Source organism: Bacillus sp. FDAARGOS_527, assembly GCF_003812125.1.
Lineage (GTDB): Bacteria > Bacillota > Bacilli > Bacillales > Bacillaceae_G > Bacillus_A > Bacillus_A paranthracis.
The window spans coordinates 4,033,528-4,059,358 of record NZ_CP033795.1 but is presented as its reverse complement, the minus strand read 5'-3'; the positions used below and the strand labels follow the sequence as shown (position 1 = coordinate 4,059,358).

Below are 25,831 nucleotides of genomic sequence, written 5' to 3'. Positions count from 1 at the left end.
TGTGAAAAAATTTGAAAGTATAAAATTAGAATTATGGGGAATTACATTACCCTATTCTATAACCTAGAAACAGGTAATTAAGTATAGTTAATTATCTGTTTTGGGTAGTAACATTTTAAAGTCATAAGCATAAACTTTCTTTCCGCCTTTCACAGTGGCGAGTATAGATTCTATACCTTGTATTTCTTGTTCGGATACTTTTCTTCCGTTTGTTAAGTTGTATCTTTCTATATAGTATTTATTATTGCGCTTTGCATCATAACGTAGAACATATAATGAGTCGTTTTCGAAATAAGTTTGTTCATTATATCTAACACCATCTTTAACATGGTAATCTATGGTGAATTTATGGCTCATCGTATTATTTTTAGGGTTATATGTATATATATCACCAAGACCGTTTAAAAAATATAATTCGTTGTTATATATATATGCGGAATTATCTAATGAAAATGGGCTGGTTGCAGTTGAGTTTTCTTCTTTATACATAAATATTGTATTTTGTTCTAAAGTGGCTTTATTAGTATGTAACAAGAATGTTTCCCCTTTTAGCGGATCATCCTTATCAATTGTACTCATAACCATGTAGTAATTCTCTGAATCTACTAAAATAGGTGAAAGATTAGCATGGTCCTCTTTTCCATTTATATTAAGTGCTGTAATATTCTCTATATTCATTGTTGCATCATTAAACGTTAATTTTTTTAATTCGTATTTATTAGTAACTAGTTCTTGAGTCGCTACTAAAATATTTCCCCCATCTAATCCAGAGCTAATAATGAAATGAGGGATATTACTTTTATGAATAACTTTTTCATTTCCGAATAAAACATTTGAATTATAGTTCCCGTTCTCTTTGTCCATTCCTGAATTGTAAATAGTAACAAATATCTTTTGGTTTGCTAAATATCCATTAAAATCACCGGTATGTTGGTATTTTATTTTATGAGTAGTAGGATTTTCTCCTAGAAATGTTATAGTATTTTTACTCTCTAATAGAACTTGTTTTTTATCGTCGGATACACCAATACCGCCGAGCTCTAGACCACCCATTTTATATCCGCTAGCAACGCCTTGTTTATTTATAAATATGGCATAACTAATGCCTTTACCATCTAAATCTTGATCGGCAGTGGATGAGAAGTAAAGCACAGCCTTTTTATCATCTAAAAAATTTTTATTTTGTATTTCTTTATCTGATATTAAGTTTGCATTCTTATCTTTTATACATAAATAGTAAGCTAATACTGCAATCGTTATAATAATCGTAAAAAATAGAATTATTTTCCGGTGATTTTTCATTTTCACTTCTGCTCCTCAAATAACCAAAAAGTGAAACAAATAAATTGTTTCACTTCCAGTTTTAAAATTATATATTACGAATTAACGATGTTTTTTGCGCATTTCTAACATCTCGAGGATATACACCTGCTCCACCATCTTTATCTAAATCTAAACCACCATGTAATTTATAAGCAGACCATATCAATTTAGAACAATTCTTCGCGCCATAATGGCTAGTATTTCTATTGTTTGCGAAATTATAAGAATAGTCATCCTTTCCTACACGATCTTTCGCCCACCAAGCTGCGTCATTTTTATTTTGCCAAGAAGTATTTACAGATTTGACAACTGCATCACCTTTATCAACTAAGCGTTTATTAGTAGCAATTGTGCGCACACCTTTGTCTGGTACAGATTCAACAATCAAGTCTTTACTATAGTACATACCGACATGTCCGTGATTCATATAAGCAGTTGTAGATCCAGTATAATAAAAGTCGCCCATATTAGAATTTCCTACTTTTACATTTCCGCCGCTAGCACCATATTGAACATTAGTAGTATCTTTATTATTTCGTTGAGTAGCTTCTCGTTCTCCTTGTTCATGATTTGCTTTTAATTCTTTATAAATTTGTTCTGCTAAAGCTTCTTTTGTATTGCCCGTATTTTTTGCAACTTCAATAATATCTGAAATTAACTCTTCTGTACTTACGTCTGGCTGCAATTTCTTAATCTCATTTAAATACGGAAGTTCGTTACTTGCTGTCAAAGTTAGTGCAGTTAATTTTTTCATTTCTTTTCCCCCTAAGTTTTTTGATATTCCAAACTATTGTGTGTTTGTAAAGTATAATATTTACCCTGCAAGAAAATAATAATTTTTCTGTAATTTCAATACAAGTCTAGTAAAGAAAAATCTTATTTGGTACAATTTGTTTGTAAATAATAGGAAATTTAATCAAGTTTATTATAAATTAAATTTATATATATAAATTTAATGATGAATGTTGTTTTTTATTAATATTTCTTAGTTTGATTACAAATTGGATAGAAGTAGTGATAATTTTTCAGATAAGGATCTTTATTTAAATGTTGGAGATATATCATAAGAGGGAAGTTTTTTATTATAAAAAATTGTACTTGCTTCCGCTTTCTATTTTGGTTACTATAATCGTAGTAACCAAAATAGAAAGCGTGGGGAAAGACTTGAATTTTCGTGTGTATATTTTAGCTATCGCGGCTTTCGTAGTCGGAACGGTTGAGCTAATTATAGGAGGAACGCTCGATTTAGTTGCCAACGATTTAGGCGTATCTATTAGTGCAGCTGGTCAGCTTATCACAATATTTTCAGTAGTATTTGCTTTATCAGGTCCTGTTTTATTAGCTTTAACAGGGAAGTTTGAGAGAAAAACATTGTATGTTGGGGCATTATCAATTTTCTTAATCGGAAATATTATTTCAGCATGTAGTGTGAATTACGGAATGTTAATGTTCTCAAGGGTAATTTGTGCGGCGAGTGGTTCGCTTATTATTGCACTGTCAGTAACACTTGCTTCTAGCGTTGTAGAGCCGCATTTTCGTGCGCGTGCAATTGGAATCATTTTCATGGGGATTAGTGGATCGCTCGTACTTGGAGTACCGCTTGGACTTGTACTCGGAAATGCATACGGATGGCGTGCACCATTTGTACTCATTTCGATCTTAACAGTTATAGCAATCGCTTGTATTTCATTATTCTTAACGAAAGTACCACCGACATCGGTATTATCAATAAGAGAGCAAATTGCTACGTTAAAAGATAAAAAAATCGTCAGTGCACAGTTAACGTCATTCTTATTTTTAACGGGTCATTTAACACTATATGCATATTTAACACCATTTTTAAAAGATGTTATGCATGTGGAAGCGAATTGGATTAGTGTATTTTACTTCATTTTCGGAATCGCAGCGGTACTTGGAGGCGGCCTTGGGGGCTTTCTTGCTGATAAATGGGGATCGAAGAAAAGTATTATTTCAATTATTATCGTATTTGCGTGTGCGATCTTCCTATTGCCGATGATGACATTCTCATTCCCGCTGTTCATTATTATGATGGGACTTTGGAGTATGCTGAGCTGGGCTATTTCGCCAGCACAACAAAATTATTTAATTGAAATTGCACCGGAATCAGCTGGTATTCAGCAAAGTTTAAATAACTCTGCCCTTCACTTAGGAATTGCGCTCGGTTCAACAATAGGCGGAGTTGTTATTGAGAAATCGTCTGTTATATATAATGCTTGGGTAGGAGGCGGCTTTATTATATTAGCGCTGCTTTGTGCGATTTTCTCGATTACGAGAGGACGTTCTACTCAGTTTGCAAAAGAAGAATCTATCGTTTGATAGGTTCTTTTTTATTTGTAAAAAATGGAAGGGTTTGGTGGGTAGATGGAGAAAGGTGTATATAGCGAGGTGATGGAAAATGATGTTTAATTTCTCGGTATTCGGCATGATAATGGCGCTACTACCGATATTGATAGTTGTTTTTGTATTAAGATGGGTTCGTTTCATCTATCAAAATTCAGAGAAACAAGTGGAGCAAAATGAGAAAATTATTGAGCTGTTGATGGAGATAAAGGAAAAAGATAAGTAATATGTATTCGTTTGAAATTTGTTTCTCGTAAGATATGAAGGCACTTATAAAGTACCTTTTTTATTATGTTTGAAAATTGGAAACATGTAATGTTTATTTGTCAATAGCAGCATGACAACAAAACGTTTTAAAATGACTTATTACTGTGAAACTTTCTCAACAATTCGACAAGATACTACAAAAAAACCACCTATTCTCTTTTTTTTACTATAAGTACAATGAAACAGTAAGATTGCTTCATGTAGAAATTTATATATGGTGGTGGAGAGAATGAAACGAAAGATGGCAGGAAAATGGTTTAGTTTTTTAAGTGCTCTTATTATTTTATTAGGAATTGCTATGCCACAAGTAAAGGCAGAAGTAATGAACAGAGAAACATATAAGATGGATTGGAGCTATAGTAATTCGAAACAGCGTGAAATAAAGACAGAAATAATTAAAACGGCTTCGGGTAGTATTGCATATTGTTTAACGCCAGATTTACGTTCTCCCAATGGAGAAGATTTGCCTGAAATGGGGAAAACATCTGATGCCGTATATCGTGTTTTATTAAATGGATATCCTCAAAAAAGCCCATCTGAATTAGGTGTAGCGACAACGGAAGAGGCGCATTATGCTACACAATTAGCAGTATGGATTGCAGCAAATGAATTAACGGAAGAAGATTTAGTTGCAAAAAATGAACGTGTACATAATCTTATGAAGCGTTTAGTAGAGGCTTCAAAAAAAGAAACTGGATCACAAGATGTATTCTTTAAAGTTAATCCTGTAGATTCACAAACTGCTACACAAAAAGGTGATTATTTAGAAACAGGATTTTATGCAGTGCAAACAAATGCGGTTTCTGGCTCTTATACAATTCTTCCTGAAAATGCTCCTAAAGGGCTTCGAATTGTAAATGAAAATGGTGAAGAGAAAAGTACGTTATCAATTAACGAAAAATTCAAAATCTTAATCCCGAAAAATACGAGTAGTGGTAACTTTAAAATGAAAGTGAAGTCTACTTTAACAAATTTACAAGCAATAGCTTTTAAAGGATCGGAAAAAGTTCAAAATACAACGGTATTGTTACAAAGAAATAGTGAGAAAATCAGTACAGATTTAGTTGTAAATTGGGAATCAGTAGGTTCTTTAAAGATTATGAAATTAGGAGAAAAAAAGGAAGTATTAAAAGGAGCGGTGTTTGAAGTTTCTAATGAAAACTTTAAACAAAATGTTACGACTAATGATAAGGGGATTGCGGAGTTAGGTAATCTTCCAATCGGTATATATAGCGTCAAAGAAATTCAAGCGCCAGCTGGATATGTGTTAGACGGAAGCGTTAAAAAAATTGAAGTGAAAACTGGTGAAACAGCTGTATTAGAGCTTAAAAATGAAAATGTAAAAGGTGAATTAGAAATAACGAAAGTAGATGTAGCGGATGGGAATACGAAACTACCGAACGCAGAATTTACAATCTACAACGAACAAGGGAAAGAAGTAGTAAAAGGAAAAACGGATGAAAAAGGTGTAGCGAAATTCAAACTACCATACGGAAAGTACACGTATAAAGAAACAATAGCGCCAAATGGATATGTAATAAATGAAGAGACATTCGCATTTGAAATAAAAGAGAATGGACAAATTATTAAACATATCGTTCAAGATAAAAAAGTAGAAGGTGAGTTAGAAATAACGAAAGTAGATATAGCGGATGGGAATACAAAATTACCAAATGCAGAGTTTACAATCTACAACGAACAAGGGAAAGAAGTAGTAAAAGGAAAAACGGATGAAAAAGGTGTAGCGAAATTTAAACTACCATACGGAAAGTACACGTATAAAGAAACAATAGCGCCAAATGGATATGTAATAAATGAAGAGACGTTCGCATTTGAAATAAAAGAGAATGGAGAAATTATTAAACATATTGTGAAAAATAAGAAAGAAGAAAAGGCATCGCTTCCTTCTAAGCCAAATAAGCCAACACCGAATGGAGAAGTGAAACCTTCCGCTGATGTGAAGCCGATGCAACAACCTAATATTCATAATGAAGTACGTTTGCCAGCTACTGGCGGCGTCGGCAATGAATTTACGGTTTTATTTGTTCTAGGACTTGGTTTTATTATTGCAGGAGCTTATGTGTTAAAGATGAAAAATAGAAAAGAAATGTAGAAAAAAACGCCTTGTAATAGAGGCGTTTTTTTAGTATCTCAACTTCATCAATAAACTCTTAATTTCCTCATCTTCCATAAAGAGGTCATGGTGTTTCTGGGTAATCTTTGCAAGTGCAACGTCGTGATAGAAAAATTCTGTAAAGAACTTTACGAAAGGTTGTGACATTGTTTTCATCGCTTGCCATGACTCTTGCTCTACACCAGCAAATAAAATTTCACGGTCGTCAACGATGAGCAGTAAGTATCGCTCTAGCGCGTTAGGCTCTTCGGCTGGGATTAGAAAATGCATGTTTTCTAAGTCTGTTTTTACTTTTCCAACTATAAGGGCTTCGGTTTTGACGCCTTGTTTTGCTTTTTCTTCTAATAACGGAAGATATTCTAAAAGAGTATCGTTCCAAGCTGAAATGCGAATTGATTCTTTTGCACTTTCGATGAGCTCTTTACTTTGAACGCGAATAGAAGATTGCATTTTTAAGCTCCACACACGGTCATCTGTAAATGATTTTTTCGATATAGTTGTCTCTAATTCTTTAATATTGGATTGAAATTCTGTTGTTAATTTTTCAATTGCTAGCTTGAGTGGTAATGCTGTATACATCTTTTTCTTCTCCGAAACAGAATCCATTACCATTCCTTTATCAATTAGACGTGCAAGTACTTCATATATTTTGGCTTTTGGAACGCCAGAATGCTTCACAATCGTTGTAGCATCTAATGGCTCGTTGCTTGATACGACAACTTCGTAAGCTTGGCTTTCATATTGTGAGAAACCGAATTTTTGTAACATAGTTCCCTCCGAACGAATGAGATTATAGTTTAAGGATAATGAACTATTTGTTTTTGCACAAGTGGTAGTCAGTTTTCTAATTGTATTAAGGTGAGAATTAATTTCAATTTTTTAATTTTATCTATTATACTTAATATAGTGATTAATATGATTACAATACAACGAGAAGGGTAACTAACTGTTACGATTTATTTAACCAATTATAATGAAAGTTAATTAAATATATCAGTAAGCCCTGCTAGTCAAGTGATTGGCTAGTAGTGAGGGTTAACTGCGGGCAATCCCTAAAGCTGATTGAACTACAACGTGGCTAGAAATAGCGAGCGTGAATGTCGCGAAAGCAGAAAAAATCAATTAGATGGTGCAAGGTTAAATCCTAAACACTAGAACAATGGGTCTTCCGCCTCGAATCATCTAAGTCAAAAGTGATAAGATGAACGTTCAACGACTATCTCGTATAACTGACGAGAGTACACCACAAGCCTATGGTGGTGGAAAAATCCTCTATCTCTAAAGAGATAAACATATAGTCTGCGCTCATGTGAAAACATGAGAAGTTCATAAGAGAACTGGCTAAGGAATTGCGCCCTTAGTTGAACAAGATAAATTTTATTAAATCTATCAAACTTCATTGAAAGTATCGAACATACGTGCTATGTTAGGTTTAATGAGGTGAGAATAATAATGAAATTTTCACGAGTTAGTCAAGTATCAGAATTAACAGGTTTGCATCCGAGTAGTCTAAGGAGAATGCTGGTGGAACACGCTACGATTCAGAAGAACAAATCTTTCATTAAAGGAGTTACATTCTGATGATATTGGCGAAGAAAGTTAGACTGATTCCAACGCCTGAACAAGAACAAGTGCTGAGAAACCATGCTGGAGCTGCAAGATTCGCTTATAACTATTGTAAAAGAATGAGTGATAGATATTATAAGCTATTTGGAAAATCTGTTTCACAGTTAGCTTTACAGAAACGATTTACAAAGATCAAGAAGCGAAAGAGGTATGAGTGGTTAAAAGAAATCAATGCACAAGTTCCCAAACAGGCTTCAAAAGATTTTGATACGGCGAGAAAACATTCGTTCAAAAAGTACAAAAATGGTTCTCACACTTCTTATAAATCCAAAAAAGATGTAATCCAAGGATTTTATGCCAATTATGAAAGACTGATTATAGGAAAGAGAGTAGTTCATATTCAGTCTATTGGAGAAGTGAAAACAAGCCAACAACTACCAAGAAATAAAAAACCATCCAATCCAAGAGTTACCTTTGATGGTCGTCACTGGTGGATGAGTGTAGGATTCCAAGAAGACTTTGAATCACAAGAACTAACGAATGAGTCGATTGGTGTGGATGTTGGTTTAAAAGAACTTTTTGTAGCTTCTAATGGTATGAAAGAACGAAATATAAACAAAGATGCTAAGGTTAAAAAACTTTTGAGAAGGAAAAAGTCAGCGCAAAGAGATATGTCTAGGAGATTTAAAAAAGGTGTAAAAATTCAATCTGCCGGATATGAAAAAGCGAAAGCGGAGCACCTGCGGTTATCTAGAAAAATTACGAATATCCGAAATAACCATATCCATCAAGCAACAGCTAAATTGGTGAAAACCAAACCAATGAGAATTGTTGTGGAAGACTTATCTATCTCAAACCTGTTAAAAAACAAAAAACTATCGAAAGCATTTTCCTTTCAAAAATTACACTTCTTCTTTCAATGTTTATCATACAAGTGCGAGAAGTATGGCATTGCGTATGTAAAAGCTGATAAATGGTTCGCCTCAAGCAAGATTTGTTCATGTTGCGGAGTAAAATACGACCATTTAGTTCAACCAGAAGGACAGTGGAGTTTAAAAATACGTGAGTGGCGTTGTGCTTCATGTAATAGCCATCACGATAGGGATTTAAATGCTGCGATAAATTTATCAAGATGGGTAAAATAAATGCTTGATAATAGGAGGTAACGATACTGCCTCGTGTGGAGTGTTATACCCCTCGTCCCTTCGGGGTTGCGAGAACACTTTGAAGCACTAACTTGTGTAAATTTGATTGAATTGTATAGATTTAGTTAAGTTTATCGTATCGGGATGCTTTGGGGGATATGTTAAGAAGTTTACGTTTAAAAATTGCGGTAGTATTTTCGGTACTTATTTCTATGATGTTCGTAATATTAGGTACAGCTATGTATCAATTACAGAAAGAGAAGGAAGTGCGCTCCTTAGACCAGTATTCTCAAAATACGATGGATCTTGTGACAGAGCAACTTACGACATTTGTTCAAAGAACGGATGAAGATATGGGGTATTATGCGAACAGTGAGATGATTCGTAATATGCTTCAAGACGGAGTTACTCCAGAAGAGGAAGCATTTTTGACGAAAGAGTTTTCGGAGTATAAAAAAAATCATCCAGGCATTTTAGACTTATATATTGGTACGAAAGATAAAAAAACATTAAGTGCCAATCTTGCTGAAGGTGGAAAAGTGCCAGAGGGATATGATCCAACGACAAGACCTTGGTATAAAGACTCAGAAGCTGATGTGAAAACGGTTCACTGGGGACAACCTATGTATGAAATTGCAACAGGTAAGTTAAGCGTGGGAGTTTCTAAAGCAATTACAGCTCACGATGGATCTGTATTAGGTGTTGTGGCGATGGATGTATCGCTCGGAACAATTCAGAAATTACTTCATAATATTCAATACAATAACGGCGGAGAAATGTTTATTATAAATGATAAAAATATGGCTCTTGTTTACCCGGAAAAGATAGGGAAAGATGTTTCGAAAGAGCCACTTGTGCAGAGTTTAAATAAAGATGTAACAAAATATGCTGTCACTACATTAAAAGGTGAAGAGGTAGTTGCATATAGTCAGTCATTTGATTTGATGAAATGGAAGATAGGAATTTTTTATCCGAAAGAAACAATTGATGGGCTATTACATAGTACGAGAAATACAGTCATTATAATGGCATGTATTAGCCTATTCGTTGGAATCGTAGCTTCATACTTGTTCTCACGAAGATTAGCAAGACCACTGCAATTATTAACGAATCACGTTCAAAAAGTAGCAGAAGGTGATTTAACGTTGCAAATGAAAGTGACAAGTAAGGATGAAGTTGGAGAACTGACGAACCATTTTAATCATATGGTTGAACAAATGAATGAAATGGTAAGCAAAATTAAAAATAGTGTATCAACCGTGCAACAATCAACGAATAATCTACATTATTTAACGAATGAAACTGTAGCCGCTAGTAGAGAAGTATCAGGGGCAATGGATGATGTGAGCGGAGGAGCTTCTACGCTTGCTAATAGTGTAGATGAAGTTTCAGAGCAGCTTGAGAATATGGCGCAGTCAGTGGAACAAATGAATAACTCTGTTGGTGAAATAAAAGGGGTGGCTGGCAAAGCGGAAGAGGCATCTAAGCAAGGGCTAAATACGATGCGTAATTTAGTTCGTACAAGGGGTCAATCATCTTCGATTGTTGTTCATACAGAGGAAGCATCCGGAAAGTTAGAACAAAGAGTTGGCTCGATTCAAAATGTGGTAGAGCTTATAAAGGGGATTTCGGATCAAACGAATTTACTTGCTTTAAATGCTTCAATCGAGGCGGCACGTGCAGGCGAACAAGGTAAAGGTTTTGCTGTTGTTGCTGAAGAAGTTCGAAAATTAGCGGAACAATCAAAAGAAGCAACAGTAGAAATTGCAACGATGATTGGTGATGTACAAGTAGAGGTAAGGCGAGTTGTAGAAGTTGTAAGTAAATTGAAAGATATCGCGGATATACAAAATACAGTTACGACAGAGGCAGAAACGGAATTCCGTACAATTATGTCAGTTGTAAATACGATTAGTACTTCAGTGGAACAAATTGTAGAAGAGGTACATAACATCGGTCACGAGCAAGGAGAAATTACAGCGGTCATGCATACAATTGCTGGTACGAGTCAAGAAAGTGCAGCTGTTTCGGAAGAAGTAAATGCTGCAACTGAATCACAAGTGAATCATCTAGAAAAGGTGGCTCATACGATGGAAAGCTTGACGGAGCATATGAGAGACTTGGAAAGATTGGTTGAGCAGTTTAAAATAGAGGAATAACAAATTAGTAAAATGATGAGTATTTCGGTAAAATAGACAATGGATATATAAGAAGCAATTATAGGAGGAAGACTACTATGGCAATTGTTGACGTATCGATTATTCCAGTAGGAACAGGTAATCCAAGTGTTAGTGAATATGTAGCAGAAGTACAAAAGGTGTTAGAGAAAAATGCAGATCGCGTGAAGTATCAATTAACACCAATGAATACAGTTATTGAAGGAGATCTTCCTGTCATTCTAGAAGTTATTCAACAAATGCATGAAGTTCCATATACGAAAGGTGCACAGCGCGTTGCAACAACAATTCGTATCGATGATCGTCGTGATAAAGTAAGCACAATGGAGAAAAAATTAAACTCTGTTCGATCAAAATTATAAAGAAAAGCAGCGATCTTCGCTGCTTTTTTCATATAGGAGGTAATAAGATGAGTGAAAAATTTAACGAACAGTTTGACGGGTTGTTAGAGAAATACACGGAACTATTACTTGGAGAGAGCAATGAAGAGAGAAAAGAACAGGTACAGAAGTGGGCACTGTATTCTTACATAGCAAAGACGATGCCGGCTTTAGTGAAGCATTGGAATGAGACGTATCCCGATGCGAAAGAAGAGATGGTGCAGTTAATTACTGATATTAAAAGGCTGAATGAAGAAAAGAGAAATGAACAATAAAAAAACTTGGGATAAATATAATCTCAAGTTTTCTGTATTAATATCCTCATATAATTTACATGGAATATAAAGGATTTTATAAGCATGTCGAATATTTTCGACATGCTTATTTTGTGCCTATTAAACTCTATTTTTCTAAATGTCGAAAAATATTTCGGGCATATTTATAAGCGAGAATATAGGGTTTTAAATGTTTTTATAGTATTTTATAAATTATCTAAATAATTATTTGTATCCAATAATTTTAAACAATGATATAATTTTGAAGAGGGGTAAAAAACAGATAAATTAAGTCATAGGGGTGAATTACATGGAACAATTAATGCGAAATTCGTTTCTTTTCTTATCTAAAAATAAAGCGCTAACAAAACTGGCTAAAAAGTACGGTTTACGCTTTGGTGCAGGTCGCTTTGTCGCAGGGGAGACAATTGAATTAGCGACAGCAGCTATTAAACAATTGAACAAGCAAGGACTTTGCGTAACAATCGATTATTTAGGAGAATTCGTTGATAATGAAGCGGAAGCAAATGAAATGGCTAACCAATCGATTGAAGCAATCCGTGCAATTGGAAGAGAAGGTCTTGATTCGCAACTTTCTTTAAAGATGACTTCTATGGGATTAGATATCTCTGATGAAATCGTAATGAACAATATGCGCCGCATTTTAGAAGCGGCAAAAGAAAATGGTGTGTTCGTTACAATTGATATGGAAGATTATACACGCTGCGGAAAGACAATTGATATCTTTAAACAGTTAAAGTCTGAGTACGATAATATTGGTACTGTTATTCAAGCTTACCTATATCGTACAGAAAAAGATATTGAGGACTTAAATGCTTATAATCCTAATTTACGTCTTGTAAAAGGGGCTTATAAAGAACCTGAAGAAGTGGCGTTCCCGGACAAGAAAGATGTAGATGACAATTATAAAAAGATTATTAAAATGCACTTATTAAATGGAAATTATACTGCAATTGCTTCACATGACGAAGCGATTATTGAATATACGAAAAAACTTGCCGAAGAACACAACATTCCAAGAGACCAATTTGAATTCCAGATGTTATATGGTATTCGTAATGAGCGTCAACTTGAGCTAGTAAAAGAAGGTTACAAAATGCGTGTTTACGTACCTTATGGAAACGACTGGTATGGCTACTTCATGCGTCGTCTAGCAGAGCGTCCAGCAAACGTTGCGTTCGTATTAAAAGGTATGGTTAAAAAATAACCAAGGAGTAAATACTCCTTGGTTATTTTAATTGCTGAAATGCGTAATGTGCCATTTTCTTCGTATCAGGATACAGTTGCTTGCGAGTAGAAGATAATACAACAGTAATGACGCGTTTACCGTCTTTCTCATCCACTGTTACGACTGTATATTTTCCGAGTGCTGATAGACCGCTTTTACTTCCAATTGCATATGGATCGTCATATAGTTCTTCTCGTCCATAGTTTGCGATGTTTGGAGAGCGTTCTGAAGTATGTAGAGTTGTACGCGTTGAATTCATATATTCTAAAACAACTGGGTACTTTAATGCTTCTTTCGTAATTATAGCAATGTCATATGGTGATACTTTGTTTCCTAGTGCATCAGCACCACTTGCGTTTTTGAAAGTCGCATGCTTTGTACCGAGTTCCTTCGCTCTAGCATTCATCATTTTTACAAATTCATTTTTTGATCCTGCGATATGTTCTGCGATGGATTCAGCTATTGGGTCTGCACTAATGATAAGCATCAGTTTTAATGCTTCATCACGTTTTAACTTTTCCCCAGCACGAAGTTTAATTTTCTTACTTTGACTTTCTGTTTTAATTGCGTTCTCTGTAACTGTAATTTCCTCATCCTCTTTTACATTCTCTAGTAAAAGAAGGGTTGTCATCATTTTGGCTATACTAGCCGGATAAGAGCGTTCGTCTTCTCGTTTGCCATACAAAATTTCACCTGTGTCTGCATCAATTGTAATGCCGTATCGCCCAGTGATGCTAGGTTGATCGGCTCTTACAGCTTGTTGTCTTTGTGCGTAAGAGAAGAAAATCATCCCTGTAAATAGTGTGGCAATCATTACAATCATAACTATTGTTCGTTTCATTATAATTCCCTCATTTGTTACAAATAAATTGGGCAGAAAAAGCAGCCATTACCCATTATGCCACGTTCTCTGCCCAAAAATATAGCGTTATTTTTCGCCCATATTATGCTTCTTACCCCGCTTTAACGGGCAGTAAGACTCCCACCTTAAAATTCGGCTTAAACAAAGAGGTTAGGTGGGAGGTCAACTGCCCATAAAAGCCCGATTGGTTCAACTAATAATCAGTGGGGAAGAACAAAAGCCCCACTGATTAAAGTTTCACTTTATATTGTTGGTTATTACCTTGACGTCCTTTTTCCACGCCTCGATCAGTTGGTCCAGCGTTTCCAGTCACACTCGCTGCACTAATTCCAGCCTTTGAAGGGTTCTTCTTAAGTTTTGCCATATATATTCCTCCAGTTTCGTCAGATTATAAAAAGGGAAAGTGTATTTTAGTGAAGAAAATACATATATAGCATGGGCAAATAAAAGAAAAATATTTATTTCAGAAAATTTTATCAATAAATATATTGCGAAAATTTAAACAGTATCATATATTTATTAGTAGAGGCTCACTCATTGATTGCGACTTATGTCGAAAAATTGAATGAGCATTCATTCAAGAATAGGGGGAGAATTGGATGTTCCAAATTAAAAAGGCTGCTGTTCTAGGGTCAGGCGTAATGGGTTCAGGAATTGCGGCACACTTAGCTAATATTGGTATTCCGACATTATTGCTTGATATTGTACCACCTGCGCTTACGAAAGAAGAAGAAGCGAAGGGACTTACATTAGAACATAAAAGTGTGAGAAATCGTTTTAGTAATACGGCACTACAAAAACTATTAAAGCAAAAACCAGCTCCTCTGACAGTGAAAGGAAATTTAGCACTGATTGAAGCAGGTAACTTAGAAGATGACCTTGAGCGTCTAGCTGATGTAGATTGGATTATTGAAGTAGTAGTTGAAAACTTAGATATTAAAAAGAAACTATTTGAAAAAGTAGATGCTGTTCGTAAACCGGGTTCTATCGTAAGCTCGAATACGTCAGGCATTTCAGTTGAAAAAATGGCAGAAGGTCGTTCAGACGACTTCCAGAAACACTTCTTAGGCACACACTTTTTTAACCCACCACGATATTTAAAACTTCTAGAGGTAATACCGACGAAAGAAACTGATCCACAAGTATTAAGCTTCATGAAACTATTTGGCGAAGACGTTCTTGGAAAAGGCGTTGTTATCGCGAAAGACACACCAAACTTTATTGGAAACCGCATTGGTACGTACGGTTTATTAGTAACTCTTCAAGAGATGGTAAAACGCGGCTATAGCATTGGGGAAGTTGATTCTGTAACAGGCCCACTTATTGGTCGGCCAAAGAGTGCAACGTTCCGTACATTAGATGTTGTCGGTTTAGATACATTTGTACACGTTGCAAATAACGTATATGAAAACGTACAAGAAGAAGAGCGCGATGTATTTAAAGTACCAGCTTTCATGCATGACATGCTTGATAAAAAATGGCTTGGAAGCAAAACAGGTCAAGGCTTCTTCTTAAAACAAGGAAAAGAAATTTTAGAATTAAATCCAGAAACAATGGAGTACGAAGCTCGCAAAAAATTAAAAGCTGCATCGATCGAGTTAAGTAAACAAGAAAAAGGTTTATCGAATAAATTGAAAGCGCTTGTATACGCGAAAGACCGCGCAGGAGAGTTGTTATGGAACATCATTACACCAACTCTTTTATACTCTGCAAAACTTCATAAAGAAATTGCTGACGATATCGTTGCAATTGACCAAGCGATGAAGTGGGGCTTCGGCTGGGAGCAAGGACCGTTTGAAGTTTGGGATGCAATTGGCGTTGAAAAGTCCGTTCAAAAGATGGAAGAAAACGGCGTAGTTGTTCCGACTTGGGTGAAAGAAATGTTAGAGAAAGGTTTCACTACTTTCTACAAACATGATAACGGAGATAGCTACTATTACGATAATGGCGAATATAAGCTAATTGAGCGTAATAAAAAGGCCATTTTTCTTAAACAATTAAAAGCGAAAAACGGCGTATTAAAGAAAAATAGTGGAGCGAGCTTAATTGATTTAGGCGACGGCATCCTTTGCTTAGAATTCCATTCGAAGAGCAATGCAATCGGCATGGATATTACGCAAATGATTAACTACGCTGTTGATGAAGTAGAAAAGAATTATAAAGGTCTTGTTATCGGTAACCAATCGAAGAACTTCTGCGTTGGTGCGAACTTAGCAATGATCTTAATGGAAGCACAAGACGACAACTACTTTGAAATTGAGTTAGTTGTGAAAAACTTCCAAGATGCAATGATGAAAATGAAATACTCTTCTAAGCCAGTTGTAGCAGCGCCATATGGTATGACGCTTGGCGGAGGTACAGAAGTTTGCTTACCAGCAGCGAGCATTCAAGCTTCTAGTGAAACGTATATGGGCTTAGTAGAAGTTGGTGTTGGCTTAATCCCTGGCGGAGGCGGTAATAAAGAGCTATACATTAAACACTTAAATAAAATGGCAAATGGCGTAGAGTTTGACTTGCAAAAAGTTGCAAATAAAGTGTTTGAAACAGTCGCAATGGCGAAAGTTTCAACTTCAGGACAAGAAGCGATTTCTCATAACTTCTTAGGTGATAAAGATGGTATTAGTGTGAATGGTGATCACTTACTATACGATGCGAAACAGAAAGCACTTGCTTTATATGAAGCTGGTTATAAAGCACCGATTCGTAAAAAGATACCGGTTGTTGGTGAAACAGGATATGCAACACTTGCACTTGGTGCAGAAGCAATGCACTTATCTGGTTACATTTCAGAGTACGATCTTCACATTGCGAAGAAACTTGCATATGTCATTGCGGGCGGAAAAGTGCCGTACGGAACAGAAGTTGATGAGCAGTATTTATTAGATGTAGAACGTGAAGCATTTATTAGCTTAGTAAGTGAGATGAAATCACAAGCAAGAATGCAGCACATGCTTGTAAAAGGAAAGCCATTACGTAACTAATAACGAGGGGAGATATCGTTCATGAGAGAAGCTGTCATTGTTGCGGGAGCAAGAACACCAATTGGAAAAGCAAAGAGGGGTTCATTAAAAACAGTTCGTCCTGACGATCTAGGGGCGTTAGTAGTAAAGGAAACGTTAAAGCGTGCGAATTATGAAGGACCAATCGATGATTTAATTTTCGGTTGTGCGATGCCAGAAGCAGAGCAAGGTTTAAATATGGCTCGTAATATCGGCGGATTAGCAGGACTTTCTTACGATGTTCCAGCTATTACAATTAACCGTTACTGTTCTTCAGGTTTACAAAGTATCGCTTACGGAGCAGAGCGCATTATGCTTGGTCACTCGGAAGCGGTATTATCAGGCGGAGCGGAATCAATGAGTTTAGTTCCGATGATGGGACACGTCGTTCGTCCGAATAGTCGCCTTGTAGAAGCGGCTCCAGAATATTATATGGGTATGGGACATACAGCAGAGCAAGTTGCTGTGAAATATGGAATTTCTCGTGAAGAGCAAGATGCATTTGCAGTAAGAAGTCATCAACGCGCTGCGAAAGCATTAGCTGCAGGGAACTTTGCTGATGAAACAGTACCTGTAGATGTAACGTTACGTACTGTTGGAGCAAATAACAAACTGCAAGAAGAAACAATCACTTTCACGCAAGACGAAGGTGTAAGAGCTGAAACGACGCTAGATATTTTAGGTAAATTACGTCCAGCATTTAACGTTCGCGGTTCTGTAACAGCTGGTAACTCTTCACAAATGAGTGACGGCGCAGCATCTGTACTATTAATGGATCGTGAAAAAGCAGTGAGCGATGGCATGAAACCACTTGCGAAATTCCGTTCATTTGCAGTAGCTGGCGTACCACCAGAAGTAATGGGAATTGGCCCAATCGCTGCAATTCCAAAAGCGTTAAAACTAGCTGGCTTAGAGCTATCTGATATTGGCTTATTCGAACTAAATGAAGCATTCGCTTCTCAATCGATCCAAGTTATTCGTGAACTTGGTTTAGATGAAGAAAAAGTAAACGTAAATGGCGGTGCAATCGCACTTGGACATCCACTTGGCTGTACAGGAGCAAAACTAACACTATCTCTTATTCACGAAATGAAACGCCGCAACGAACAATTCGGTATCGTAACAATGTGTATCGGCGGCGGAATGGGAGCAGCGGGAGTGTTTGAATTACTATAAAAAGTGGAAGCGGCTTGCTCAGAATGTGAGGGGGATGGAGCTTCAGACGTAGAGGCGCTCTTTGCCTCGCAGGAAGAAGCGAAGCCACCGAACATTCTAGCCGCTGGAACTGGATTAGATAAAAAGTGCAGGTGGCTTGCTCAGAACAGGAGGGCGTTGGAAGCCCTGACGAAGAGGCGCTTTTTGCCTCACAGGAAGGGGTGAAACGACCGACTGTTCTAGCCACTGGAACTGGATTATATAAAAAAGTGGAAGCGGCTCGTTCAGAACGAGACGTCACCAATGCAAAGAATGGAAGCAACAAAGGTTTATAAAAAATAAACGGGAGAGCCAGCTTCTTTCAAAATGAGAGAAGCGGCTTATGAAAATATGAAGGAGGAAATTTTCATGGAAAAAACAGTAGGAAGTGCGGTTAAAGGCGGTAGCTTTTTAGTAGATGAGATTACGATTGATCAAGTGTTTACGCCAGAAGATTTTTCATCTGAGCATAAAATGATTGCAAAAACGACAGAGGACTTTATCGTAAATGAAGTTCTTCCAGAGCTTGAATATTTAGAGCAACATGAGTTTGATCGTTCTGTTCGTCTTTTAAAAGAAGCTGGGGAGCTTGGTTTATTAGGCGCTGACGTACCAGAAGAGTACGGCGGAATTGGTCTTGATAAAGTAAGCTCAGCGTTAATCGCAGAGAAATTCTCTCGCGCAGGTGGCTTTGCAATTACTCACGGTGCTCACGTAGGTATCGGATCTTTACCAATCGTGTTATTCGGTAACGAAGAGCAAAAGAAAAAGTATTTACCATTACTTGCAACTGGTGAAAAATTAGCTGCATACGCATTAACAGAGCCGGGTTCAGGATCTGATGCATTAGGCGCAAAAACAACTGCACGTTTAAATGCAGAAGGTACACATTACGTATTAAACGGTGAAAAACAGTGGATTACAAACTCTGCATTCGCTGACGTATTTATCGTATATGCAAAAATCGATGGAGAGCACTTCTCAGCATTTATCGTAGAGAAAGACTACGCTGGCGTATCTACAAGCCCAGAAGAAAAGAAAATGGGTATTAAATGTTCTTCAACTCGCACGTTAATTTTGGAAGATGCGTTAGTACCGAAAGAAAACTTACTTGGTGAAATCGGTAAAGGGCATATTATCGCATTTAACATTTTAAATATCGGTCGTTATAAATTAGGTGTTGGTACAGTTGGATCGGCGAAACGTGCAGTAGAAATTTCAGCACAATATGCAAACCAACGTCAACAGTTCAAACAACCAATTGCTCGCTTCCCATTAATTCAAGAGAAACTTGCGAATATGGCAGCAAAAACATATGCAGCTGAAAGTTCTGTATATCGTACAGTAGGCTTATTCGAAAGCCGCATGAGCACATTATCTGAAGAAGAAGTAAAAGATGGTAAAGCAGTAGCAGCTTCTATCGCTGAATATGCAATCGAGTGCTCTTTAAATAAAGTATTCGGTTCTGAAGTGTTAGACTATACAGTAGATGAAGGTGTTCAAATTCACGGTGGTTACGGATTTATGGCAGAGTACGAGATTGAAAGAATGTATCGTGATTCTCGTATTAACCGTATTTTTGAAGGGACGAACGAAATTAACCGCCTAATCGTACCAGGTACGTTCTTACGTAAAGCGATGAAAGGTGAATTACCACTTCTTCAAAAAGCACAAAAATTACAAGAAGAGTTAATGATGATGATGCCAGAAGAAGTAGGCGATGAGCCATTAGCACTTCAAAAATATTTAGTAAATAACGCGAAGAAAATCGGCTTAATGGTAGCTGGATTAGCTGCTCAAAAATACGGTAAAGCATTAGATAAAGAGCAAGAAATTCTTGTGAATATCGCTGACATCGTAAGCAACTTATACGCAATGGAGTCAGCTGTTCTTCGTACAGAAAAAGCAATTAAAACAACTGGTCTTGAAAAGAATAAACAAAAAGTGTTATACACTGAAGTATTCTGCCAAGAAGCATTCAACGAAATCGAAGCACATGCGAAAGAAACACTTATCGCAGTTGAAAACGGCGACATGCTACGCATGATGTTATCATCATTACGTAAATTAACTCGCCACACACCACTTAACGTAATTCCGAAGAAACGTGAAATCGCTGCGAAAATTTTAGAAGATGAGCGTTACACAGTTTAATACCTTTAAAGAACAGTAGTCGTTTATACGGCTACTGTTCTTTTTTCTGAAAAAATGAAATTTTTAGTGACATAAAACTAATACCATTAGTATAATAAAACTAATACCATTAGTATAATAAAACTAATGGTATTAGTTTTTGTGAAGAGGGAGATGGGAATATGAGAATGATGCATGAAAAAACGGTATATCAATTGTCATTTTTGCCAAGAGTGTTTCCTGTGAATTGTTACTTTGTGGAGGAAGAAGATGGTTTAACTTTAATTGATGCTGCTTTACCATATAGCGCAAAAGGAATTTTACAGGCGGCTGAGAAAATAGGAAAACCAATTACGAATATTGTATTAACACATGCGCATGATGATCACATCGGTGCATTAGACGCATTAAAGGAAGTACTTCCTCATGTTCCAGTCTATATTTCTAAGCGAGACGCAAAGCTGTTAGAAGGAGATACGACGTTACAAAAGGATGAACCAAATACGCCAATAAAAGGCGGTGTACCTAAAAAGATAAAAACGGTACCTAATGTTTTATTAGAAGATGGCGACCGAGTTGGATCACTTCTTGCGATTATGACACCGGGACATACGCCAGGTTCTATGTCGTTTCTTGATGTAAGAAATAAAGCTCTCATTGTCGGGGATGCATTCCAAACAAGAGGAGGTATGGCTGTTTCAGGACAAATGAAATTTTGGTTTCCGTTTCCGGCGATGGCAACGTGGAGCAAAGACATATCATTACAAAGTGCAGAGAAGTTAAGAGAATATGAGCCTTCCTTGCTTGCGGCAGGGCATGGAAAAATGATAAACGATCCAGTGGCTTTCATAGAGCTTGCTATTAAAGAAGCGAAGCGGAATATAGAAAGTAGGAAAGAGGGTTAATTTATGTCACCAAGAATCGGACTTACATTACTGAAAATTGTAGAAACAGCAGCAGAAATTGCAGATGCAAATGGAATACAAGAAGTAACGTTAGCTTCATTAGCGCAAAGGTTAGGGATACGTTCTCCCTCACTATATAATCATGTAAAAGGGTTACAAGATGTACGGAAACATCTTGGTATTTACGGAATACGACAGCTGCATAACAAGCTGGAAGAAGCGGCCGAGGATAAACATATGGATGAAGCAATTCATGCTTTAGGAGAAGCGTATGTAGCATTCGTACGTAAACATCCTGGACTGTATGAAGCAACCTTTTTACGAGATGAAGAAGTAAGAAAAGCAGGTGACGGGATTGTAAAGCTTTGTCTTCAAGTTTTACGACAGTACGGCTTAGAAGGAGAGAATGCACTTCATGCGACACGCGGATTTAGAAGCATTTGTCACGGATTTGCGTCGATTGAACAGCAGGGTGGATTTGGTTTGCCGTTAGATCTGGATACGAGTTTACATGTATTATTGGAAACGTTTATTAAAGGATTACATGGAATGAAAGAGTGAATAAGAAGCGAGACAACATGAATGTGTTGCTGATCATGCTTTTTGTATAGTAGGATGCGGTTTGCTGGAGGCACAATGACAAAAGGATGTGAAGTGAAATGTTTGCAGGACATTTTGGCTTAGCAGCAGTAGTAAAAGCCAAGTCACCTAAACTACCAATTTGGGCTCTTATGGTAAGCACACAATTATTGGATGTCATTTTTTTGCCGCTTTACATTTTAGGGGTAGAAACAATTGAACCTATTAATAGGAATAGTTATGGTGAAGCAATCATTCATGCGGATTACACACACTCTTTAATAGGAGCACTGTTTATTGCTTTTGTTGCGGGAATAGTGGGGAAGAGATTTTGGGGCAAGCGGAGTGGTTTTGTTGTTGGTGCTGTAGCTTTTAGTCATTGGATTCTTGATTTACTTGTGCATCGTGCTGATTTGCCGTTACTTCCAGGGAATTACGGAGACTTACCTATGCTTGGTTTTGGATTGTGGAGATTTCCGGCTATTAGTATCATATTGGAATGTATTCTTATTGCGGTAGGTAGTATATTATACTGCCGTTTTATTGTTTCAAGTGCGGGCGCACAAAAGAAGTTTATAGCACGATTAACTGGCGGATTGGTAGTTGTATTATTAATTCTTTCGTTACTTATCAGTATGGTGTCTTGAATATGGATAGTCGGAAACCTTAGAAGCGCTTCTAAGGTTTTTTAGTGCATATGATTCGAAAAGAATGGTAGGTGGGGGGGAATGGATTAAAGTTTCATTTTATTGATGTTAAAAATAGTTTACATCATGTTAAAAATAAATTACAATCAAAATATAGAAAATATTGTAAAAAGGAGAGGTTATGAAACAGAGTGGAATTTTACAAAACAATCTCGTTGTACTTAGAGCAGAAAAACGCTGGTCACAAACTGATTTAGCGAACAAAGCAGGGGTAAGTAGACAAACGATCGCCTCAATTGAAGCGAATCGTTACAATCCATCTTTAATTTTAGCTTTTGAAATTGCACATATTTTAGGTAAGGAGTTTCATGAAGTTTTTCAATATAAAATAGAGGGGGAAATGGAATGAGCATTGTAATAGGGATCATAATCTCAGTAGCGGGACTAATAGGTGTTTTATATTCCACACGTTTTCAGAAGAATGAGGGGGAAGATGAAAGAGGCGAGCATATTACAGGAAATGCCGCTAAAATTTCATTATTTGTATTTTTACTTCTATATTTAGTTATCTTTTTAATAGGGAATCTATATTCGTTAACAGGCGAACAGTATAAATTAGCAAATGCATGTTTATTAGCTGGAGTGCTTTGTTCGTATGCTCTAACTATTGTAGTTTTGAAAAGAAGATATTAGATGAGAAAGAGCCTCTAGTGGTTTAGAGGCTTTTTCTTGTTAAATGATATTATTTTGCAGGTTTGAAAAATGTATATATTGCTAAGAAAAAGCAAACGAAACTGAATACGATAGGATCTTGATATGGACTAGGCTCAGAGCCCTTCTGGATTTCTGTAAGGAAGTCATGTGTTTTCATGTTTATTGCTCCTTTAACTAATAAGTTTTATATGATGCGAGGGTTATGGTGGATAGGAATTGTTTTTTGAAATTTCATACAATAATTATTGCATAGCAATTCTATTCTTAAAACTATAAAATATAAAGTTTTTATAATATGTAAAATTGCATATTATTCTTTTAGTAAAATTTGTTATATTATCTTTATATTTAAATTAAAGGATTTTAATGAGATAAATGAGAATAACTGGAGGGATACTGTGAGTGAAACAGTGTTAGAATCGTATAGTGTGGAAAGAAAAATAGAGAATATAACATATAAAAATCTATTTGTAATGATAGCAATGATTATAGGGATTTCACTCCTAGGAGGATTATTCCTTGGTTTAGCCTTTGGGATTTATGGAGAAGAAGCATTAAGTACTAAATTAGAAGGATATTATTTGCTCTTATTCGATGCATCTGTTGTTGCTATCGTTTTATTAGCTTATAAACCGGTTTTTCATTTTATTAAATCTATTTGGGATATATCCGTTTTGAAGAGTGGGAAGACATATTTATATCTATTCATTGGTTTTATTTTCATTGCGTTATCACAATATTTAATGTTACATGTGTTTAGTTTTGAAAGTGCAGCAGAACAAAAGGAACAATTAGGAGGTTTAGGACTTCAAAATAGCATACAAAGTATTATATATGTGTTAAGTATTGCTATCATTACGCCGGTTAAAGAAGAAATTCTATTTCGAGGTATTTTATATCGATTTTTAGAAAAGAAATATAATTTTTTAGTTAGTATCATTATTTCTTCCTTCATTTTTGGAATTCTTCATGGAGGTCTTCTCATTACGGCAACGATTATGGGAATGGTATTTGCAATGTTATACAAAAAGACGCAATCTATTATACCTAGTATTATTTTACACATTGTATGGAACTTACTTGTGAGTTTAAGTATGATCGTATCTCTATAAAAATGAATACATAACCAGTATAAAAGATGAATGGCTTAGCTATTCATCTTTTATTTTGTATGCACGTGAAAAAGTTAATTCATGTATACAATCAAAAAATAGCTAAATACTAACAGTGAATGAATAAAGAAAGGTAGGAGTATTCCATGCAAAATTTAACAGAGCTTGAAGTAGAAAACTTACGTCATTTAATTGGTGGACACGCAACAATTATTAACAAGTTGGAGCAGTATGCACAGACGTGTACAGATCCACAACTGAAACAAATGCTACAAAAAGATGCGCAAGATGCACGAAATACGAAGCAACAATTAATGACTTTTCTAGGATAGGAGGAAGCAGAACATGAATGAAAAAGATATGGTAAATGATTATTTAGCAGGATTAAATGCAAGTTTAACAAGTTATGCAAATTATATTGCTCAGTCTGATAATGAACAGTTACACCAAACGTTAATTCAAATTCGTAATCAAGATGAAATGCGCCAACGTAATATGTATGAGTACGCAAAGCAAAAGAGTTATTACAAGCCGGCAGCACCTGCAAATCCGATGATTGTACAACAATTAAAAAGCCAATTAAGTGCGGAATAACAGGGAAAAGAAAACGAGCGAATCTATTCGCTCGTTTTCTTTTTGTATATGTCAATAAATACATAATAAATATTTTTCCAGTTGTAACAAATATGACGAAAATGGAATATAACAATTCACAAAAAGGACAAAAACTTTGCTCAATATTTCACAAAGTATCCATGGTTTCTATCGTGGGAACCTCTATAATTAGGAGTGTAAGGAACAAAAGAAATAGATTATATGATCAATTAGGAGAGATGGCTATGAAAAGACATACAAGAAAAATTGCAATTATCGGTACTGGATTAGTTGGATCAAGTTGTGCATATTCCATTGTCAATCAAGGCATTTGCGAAGAGCTATTATTAATTGATATAAATCATGAACGTGCAGTTGGGGAAGCAATGGATTTATCACACTGCATTAACTTTACAAATACAAGAACAAAAGTATATGCAGGAAGTTATGAAGACTGCAAAGATATGGACATTGTTATTATTACAGCAGGACCAGCGCCAAAACCAGGGCAAAGTCGCTTAGATACTTTAGGAGCAAGCGCAAAGATTATGGAAAGTGTTGTTGGCGGCGTAATGGAAAGTGGATTTGATGGTATTTTCTTACTTGCATCGAACCCAGTTGATATTATTACATATCAAGTTTGGAAATTATCTGGATTACCTAGAAATCGTGTAATCGGTACTGGTACATCACTAGATTCTTCTCGCTTAAGAACAATTTTATCTGAAATGTTACATGTAGATCCTCGCAGTATTCACGGGTATTCATTAGGGGAACATGGTGATTCTCAAATGGTTGCTTGGTCACACGTAACTGTTGGTGGAAAACCAATTCTGCAAATTTTAGAAGAACAAAAAGAACGATTTGGTGAAATAGATTTAGATGAAATCGTTGAGAAGACTGCAAAAGCCGGATGGGAAATTTATAAACGAAAAGGTACTACTTATTACGGAATCGGAAACTCTCTAGCATATATTGCAAACTCAATCTTTAACGATGATCATCGTGTCATTGCTGTATCAGCTATTTTAGATGGTGAGTATGGTGAATATGATATTTGTACAGGAGTGCCAGCTATTATTACTAGAGATGGTATAAGAGAAATTGTAGAACTAAATTTAACAGAGGATGAAGAATCTCGATTCGCAAAATCAAACGACATTTTACGTGATTATATGAAAACAATTGGTTACTAACTTATAGAAGAAGGTGAAA

Annotated in this window: 28 protein-coding genes and 1 pseudogene; 23 read left to right on the top strand and 6 right to left on the bottom strand. The window is 36.0% G+C overall.

From position 1 onward, the window contains the following. Positions 1 to 87: 87 nt before the first annotated feature. On the bottom strand, positions 88 to 1,302 hold the full coding sequence (locus EGX95_RS23885; RefSeq protein ID WP_000788581.1) for a hypothetical protein: 1,215 nt from the start codon (positions 1,300 to 1,302) through the stop codon (positions 88 to 90). 67 nt (positions 1,303 to 1,369) lie between these two features. Further along, a complete protein-coding gene (locus EGX95_RS23880; RefSeq protein ID WP_000736812.1) occupies positions 1,370 to 2,077 on the bottom strand; it encodes a YiiX/YebB-like N1pC/P60 family cysteine hydrolase in 708 nt (235 codons plus the stop codon). Between the two features lie 398 nt (positions 2,078 to 2,475). On the opposite strand from EGX95_RS23880, the gene EGX95_RS23875 reads away from it, so the two are divergent. The 3 genes from EGX95_RS23875 to EGX95_RS23870 all read left to right on the top strand — a co-directional run bounded on the left by EGX95_RS23875 (position 2,476) and on the right by EGX95_RS23870 (position 6,064). Further along, entirely contained in the window at positions 2,476 to 3,660 is a 1,185-nt protein-coding gene (locus EGX95_RS23875; RefSeq protein WP_002028752.1) for an MFS transporter, read from the top strand. Between the two features lie 79 nt (positions 3,661 to 3,739). Beyond that, positions 3,740 to 3,910 carry a hypothetical protein gene (locus tag EGX95_RS30560; RefSeq protein ID WP_000971480.1) on the top strand — a complete coding sequence of 57 codons (171 nt, stop codon included), beginning with the start codon at positions 3,740 to 3,742 and terminating at the stop codon, positions 3,908 to 3,910. A gap of 270 nt (positions 3,911 to 4,180) precedes the next feature. Beyond that, complete coding sequence (locus EGX95_RS23870) at positions 4,181 to 6,064, top strand: MSCRAMM family protein (protein WP_000823839.1); 1,884 nt, start codon at positions 4,181 to 4,183, stop codon at positions 6,062 to 6,064. A 30-nt stretch (positions 6,065 to 6,094) separates the two neighbouring features. Here the strand turns inward: EGX95_RS23870 and EGX95_RS23865 are convergent, their stop codons facing one another. Next, positions 6,095 to 6,853 (bottom strand): TrmB family transcriptional regulator, encoded by a 759-nt coding sequence (locus EGX95_RS23865; protein WP_000939490.1) that lies wholly within the window; start codon positions 6,851 to 6,853, stop codon positions 6,095 to 6,097. Positions 6,854 to 7,537: 684 nt separating this feature from the next. On the opposite strand from EGX95_RS23865, the gene EGX95_RS30970 reads away from it, so the two are divergent. The 7 genes and pseudogenes from EGX95_RS30970 (at position 7,538) to EGX95_RS23840 (ending at position 12,856) form a co-directional block, all read left to right on the top strand. Further along, positions 7,538 to 7,666 carry a hypothetical protein gene (locus EGX95_RS30970; RefSeq protein ID WP_000672785.1) on the top strand — a complete coding sequence of 43 codons (129 nt, stop codon included), beginning with the start codon at positions 7,538 to 7,540 and terminating at the stop codon, positions 7,664 to 7,666. Next, complete coding sequence (locus tag EGX95_RS23860; protein WP_000599349.1) at positions 7,666 to 8,796, top strand: RNA-guided endonuclease InsQ/TnpB family protein; 1,131 nt, start codon at positions 7,666 to 7,668, stop codon at positions 8,794 to 8,796. Before EGX95_RS30970 ends, EGX95_RS23860 begins: the two co-directional genes overlap by 1 nt. 158 nt (positions 8,797 to 8,954) lie before the next feature. Beyond that, positions 8,955 to 10,007: pseudogene (locus EGX95_RS31175) on the top strand (cache domain-containing protein); the annotation flags it as partial. Then, the gene (locus tag EGX95_RS31170; protein WP_410369369.1) at positions 10,002 to 10,955 is read left to right on the top strand and encodes a methyl-accepting chemotaxis protein; all 954 of its coding nucleotides are present in this window, start codon (positions 10,002 to 10,004) and stop codon (positions 10,953 to 10,955) included. The pseudogene EGX95_RS31175 and the gene EGX95_RS31170, both read left to right, overlap by 6 nt. A 77-nt stretch (positions 10,956 to 11,032) precedes the next feature. Next, positions 11,033 to 11,335 carry an MTH1187 family thiamine-binding protein gene (locus tag EGX95_RS23850; RefSeq protein WP_001018862.1) on the top strand — a complete coding sequence of 101 codons (303 nt, stop codon included), beginning with the start codon at positions 11,033 to 11,035 and terminating at the stop codon, positions 11,333 to 11,335. 47 nt (positions 11,336 to 11,382) lie between these two features. Then, entirely contained in the window at positions 11,383 to 11,628 is a 246-nt protein-coding gene (locus tag EGX95_RS23845) for a YusU family protein (RefSeq protein ID WP_001290594.1), read from the top strand. A gap of 310 nt (positions 11,629 to 11,938) precedes the next feature. After that, positions 11,939 to 12,856 (top strand): proline dehydrogenase family protein, encoded by a 918-nt coding sequence (locus EGX95_RS23840; protein ID WP_000436772.1) that lies wholly within the window; start codon positions 11,939 to 11,941, stop codon positions 12,854 to 12,856. Positions 12,857 to 12,878: 22 nt separating this feature from the next. Here EGX95_RS23840 and EGX95_RS23835 read toward each other — a convergent pair whose 3' ends face one another. Further along, positions 12,879 to 13,718 (bottom strand): D-alanyl-D-alanine carboxypeptidase family protein, encoded by an 840-nt coding sequence (locus EGX95_RS23835; RefSeq protein ID WP_000831479.1) that lies wholly within the window; start codon positions 13,716 to 13,718, stop codon positions 12,879 to 12,881. A 250-nt stretch (positions 13,719 to 13,968) separates the two neighbouring features. Beyond that, positions 13,969 to 14,103, bottom strand: a complete 135-nt coding sequence (locus EGX95_RS23825) for a YuzL family protein (RefSeq protein ID WP_001096348.1) — start codon at positions 14,101 to 14,103, stop codon at positions 13,969 to 13,971. A gap of 235 nt (positions 14,104 to 14,338) precedes the next feature. On the opposite strand from EGX95_RS23825, the gene EGX95_RS23820 reads away from it, so the two are divergent. The 9 genes from EGX95_RS23820 to EGX95_RS23780 all read left to right on the top strand — a co-directional run bounded on the left by EGX95_RS23820 (position 14,339) and on the right by EGX95_RS23780 (position 22,889). Further along, the gene (locus EGX95_RS23820) at positions 14,339 to 16,720 is read left to right on the top strand and encodes a 3-hydroxyacyl-CoA dehydrogenase/enoyl-CoA hydratase family protein (protein WP_000486345.1); all 2,382 of its coding nucleotides are present in this window, start codon (positions 14,339 to 14,341) and stop codon (positions 16,718 to 16,720) included. Between the two features lie 21 nt (positions 16,721 to 16,741). After that, a complete protein-coding gene (locus tag EGX95_RS23815; protein WP_001206325.1) occupies positions 16,742 to 17,914 on the top strand; it encodes an acetyl-CoA C-acetyltransferase in 1,173 nt (390 codons plus the stop codon). 131 nt (positions 17,915 to 18,045) lie between these two features. Continuing rightward, on the top strand, positions 18,046 to 18,228 hold the full coding sequence (locus EGX95_RS23810; RefSeq protein WP_002028756.1) for a hypothetical protein: 183 nt from the start codon (positions 18,046 to 18,048) through the stop codon (positions 18,226 to 18,228). Positions 18,229 to 18,301: 73 nt separating this feature from the next. Further along, positions 18,302 to 20,086: an acyl-CoA dehydrogenase family protein gene (locus tag EGX95_RS23805; RefSeq protein WP_000416296.1), complete on the top strand. Its 1,785-nt coding sequence runs from the start codon at positions 18,302 to 18,304 to the stop codon at positions 20,084 to 20,086. A gap of 161 nt (positions 20,087 to 20,247) precedes the next feature. Continuing rightward, a complete protein-coding gene (locus tag EGX95_RS23800; protein ID WP_001242590.1) occupies positions 20,248 to 20,970 on the top strand; it encodes an MBL fold metallo-hydrolase in 723 nt (240 codons plus the stop codon). 3 nt (positions 20,971 to 20,973) lie between these two features. Beyond that, entirely contained in the window at positions 20,974 to 21,531 is a 558-nt protein-coding gene (locus EGX95_RS23795) for a TetR/AcrR family transcriptional regulator (protein ID WP_000074903.1), read from the top strand. A 98-nt stretch (positions 21,532 to 21,629) separates the two neighbouring features. Further along, complete coding sequence (locus EGX95_RS23790) at positions 21,630 to 22,196, top strand: hypothetical protein (RefSeq protein WP_000457312.1); 567 nt, start codon at positions 21,630 to 21,632, stop codon at positions 22,194 to 22,196. A gap of 181 nt (positions 22,197 to 22,377) precedes the next feature. Beyond that, positions 22,378 to 22,605, top strand: a complete 228-nt coding sequence (locus EGX95_RS23785; RefSeq protein WP_000813827.1) for a helix-turn-helix transcriptional regulator — start codon at positions 22,378 to 22,380, stop codon at positions 22,603 to 22,605. Continuing rightward, positions 22,602 to 22,889 carry a DUF2178 domain-containing protein gene (locus EGX95_RS23780; protein WP_000029292.1) on the top strand — a complete coding sequence of 96 codons (288 nt, stop codon included), beginning with the start codon at positions 22,602 to 22,604 and terminating at the stop codon, positions 22,887 to 22,889. Before EGX95_RS23785 ends, EGX95_RS23780 begins: the two co-directional genes overlap by 4 nt. A gap of 49 nt (positions 22,890 to 22,938) precedes the next feature. Here EGX95_RS23780 and EGX95_RS30965 read toward each other — a convergent pair whose 3' ends face one another. Beyond that, positions 22,939 to 23,067 carry a hypothetical protein gene (locus EGX95_RS30965; RefSeq protein WP_000848038.1) on the bottom strand — a complete coding sequence of 43 codons (129 nt, stop codon included), beginning with the start codon at positions 23,065 to 23,067 and terminating at the stop codon, positions 22,939 to 22,941. Positions 23,068 to 23,308: 241 nt separating this feature from the next. Here EGX95_RS30965 and EGX95_RS23775 point away from each other — a divergent pair, with 241 nt between their 5' ends. The 4 genes from EGX95_RS23775 to EGX95_RS23760 all read left to right on the top strand — a co-directional run bounded on the left by EGX95_RS23775 (position 23,309) and on the right by EGX95_RS23760 (position 25,812). Next, positions 23,309 to 24,022 (top strand): CPBP family intramembrane glutamic endopeptidase, encoded by a 714-nt coding sequence (locus EGX95_RS23775; protein ID WP_000005487.1) that lies wholly within the window; start codon positions 23,309 to 23,311, stop codon positions 24,020 to 24,022. A gap of 146 nt (positions 24,023 to 24,168) precedes the next feature. Further along, positions 24,169 to 24,354, top strand: a complete 186-nt coding sequence (locus EGX95_RS23770; protein ID WP_001180555.1) for a hypothetical protein — start codon at positions 24,169 to 24,171, stop codon at positions 24,352 to 24,354. Between the two features lie 13 nt (positions 24,355 to 24,367). Further along, positions 24,368 to 24,616 carry a spore coat protein gene (locus EGX95_RS23765; RefSeq protein ID WP_001002987.1) on the top strand — a complete coding sequence of 83 codons (249 nt, stop codon included), beginning with the start codon at positions 24,368 to 24,370 and terminating at the stop codon, positions 24,614 to 24,616. Between the two features lie 245 nt (positions 24,617 to 24,861). Then, positions 24,862 to 25,812, top strand: a complete 951-nt coding sequence (locus EGX95_RS23760) for an L-lactate dehydrogenase (protein ID WP_000820657.1) — start codon at positions 24,862 to 24,864, stop codon at positions 25,810 to 25,812. Positions 25,813 to 25,831: the final 19 nt, after the last annotated feature.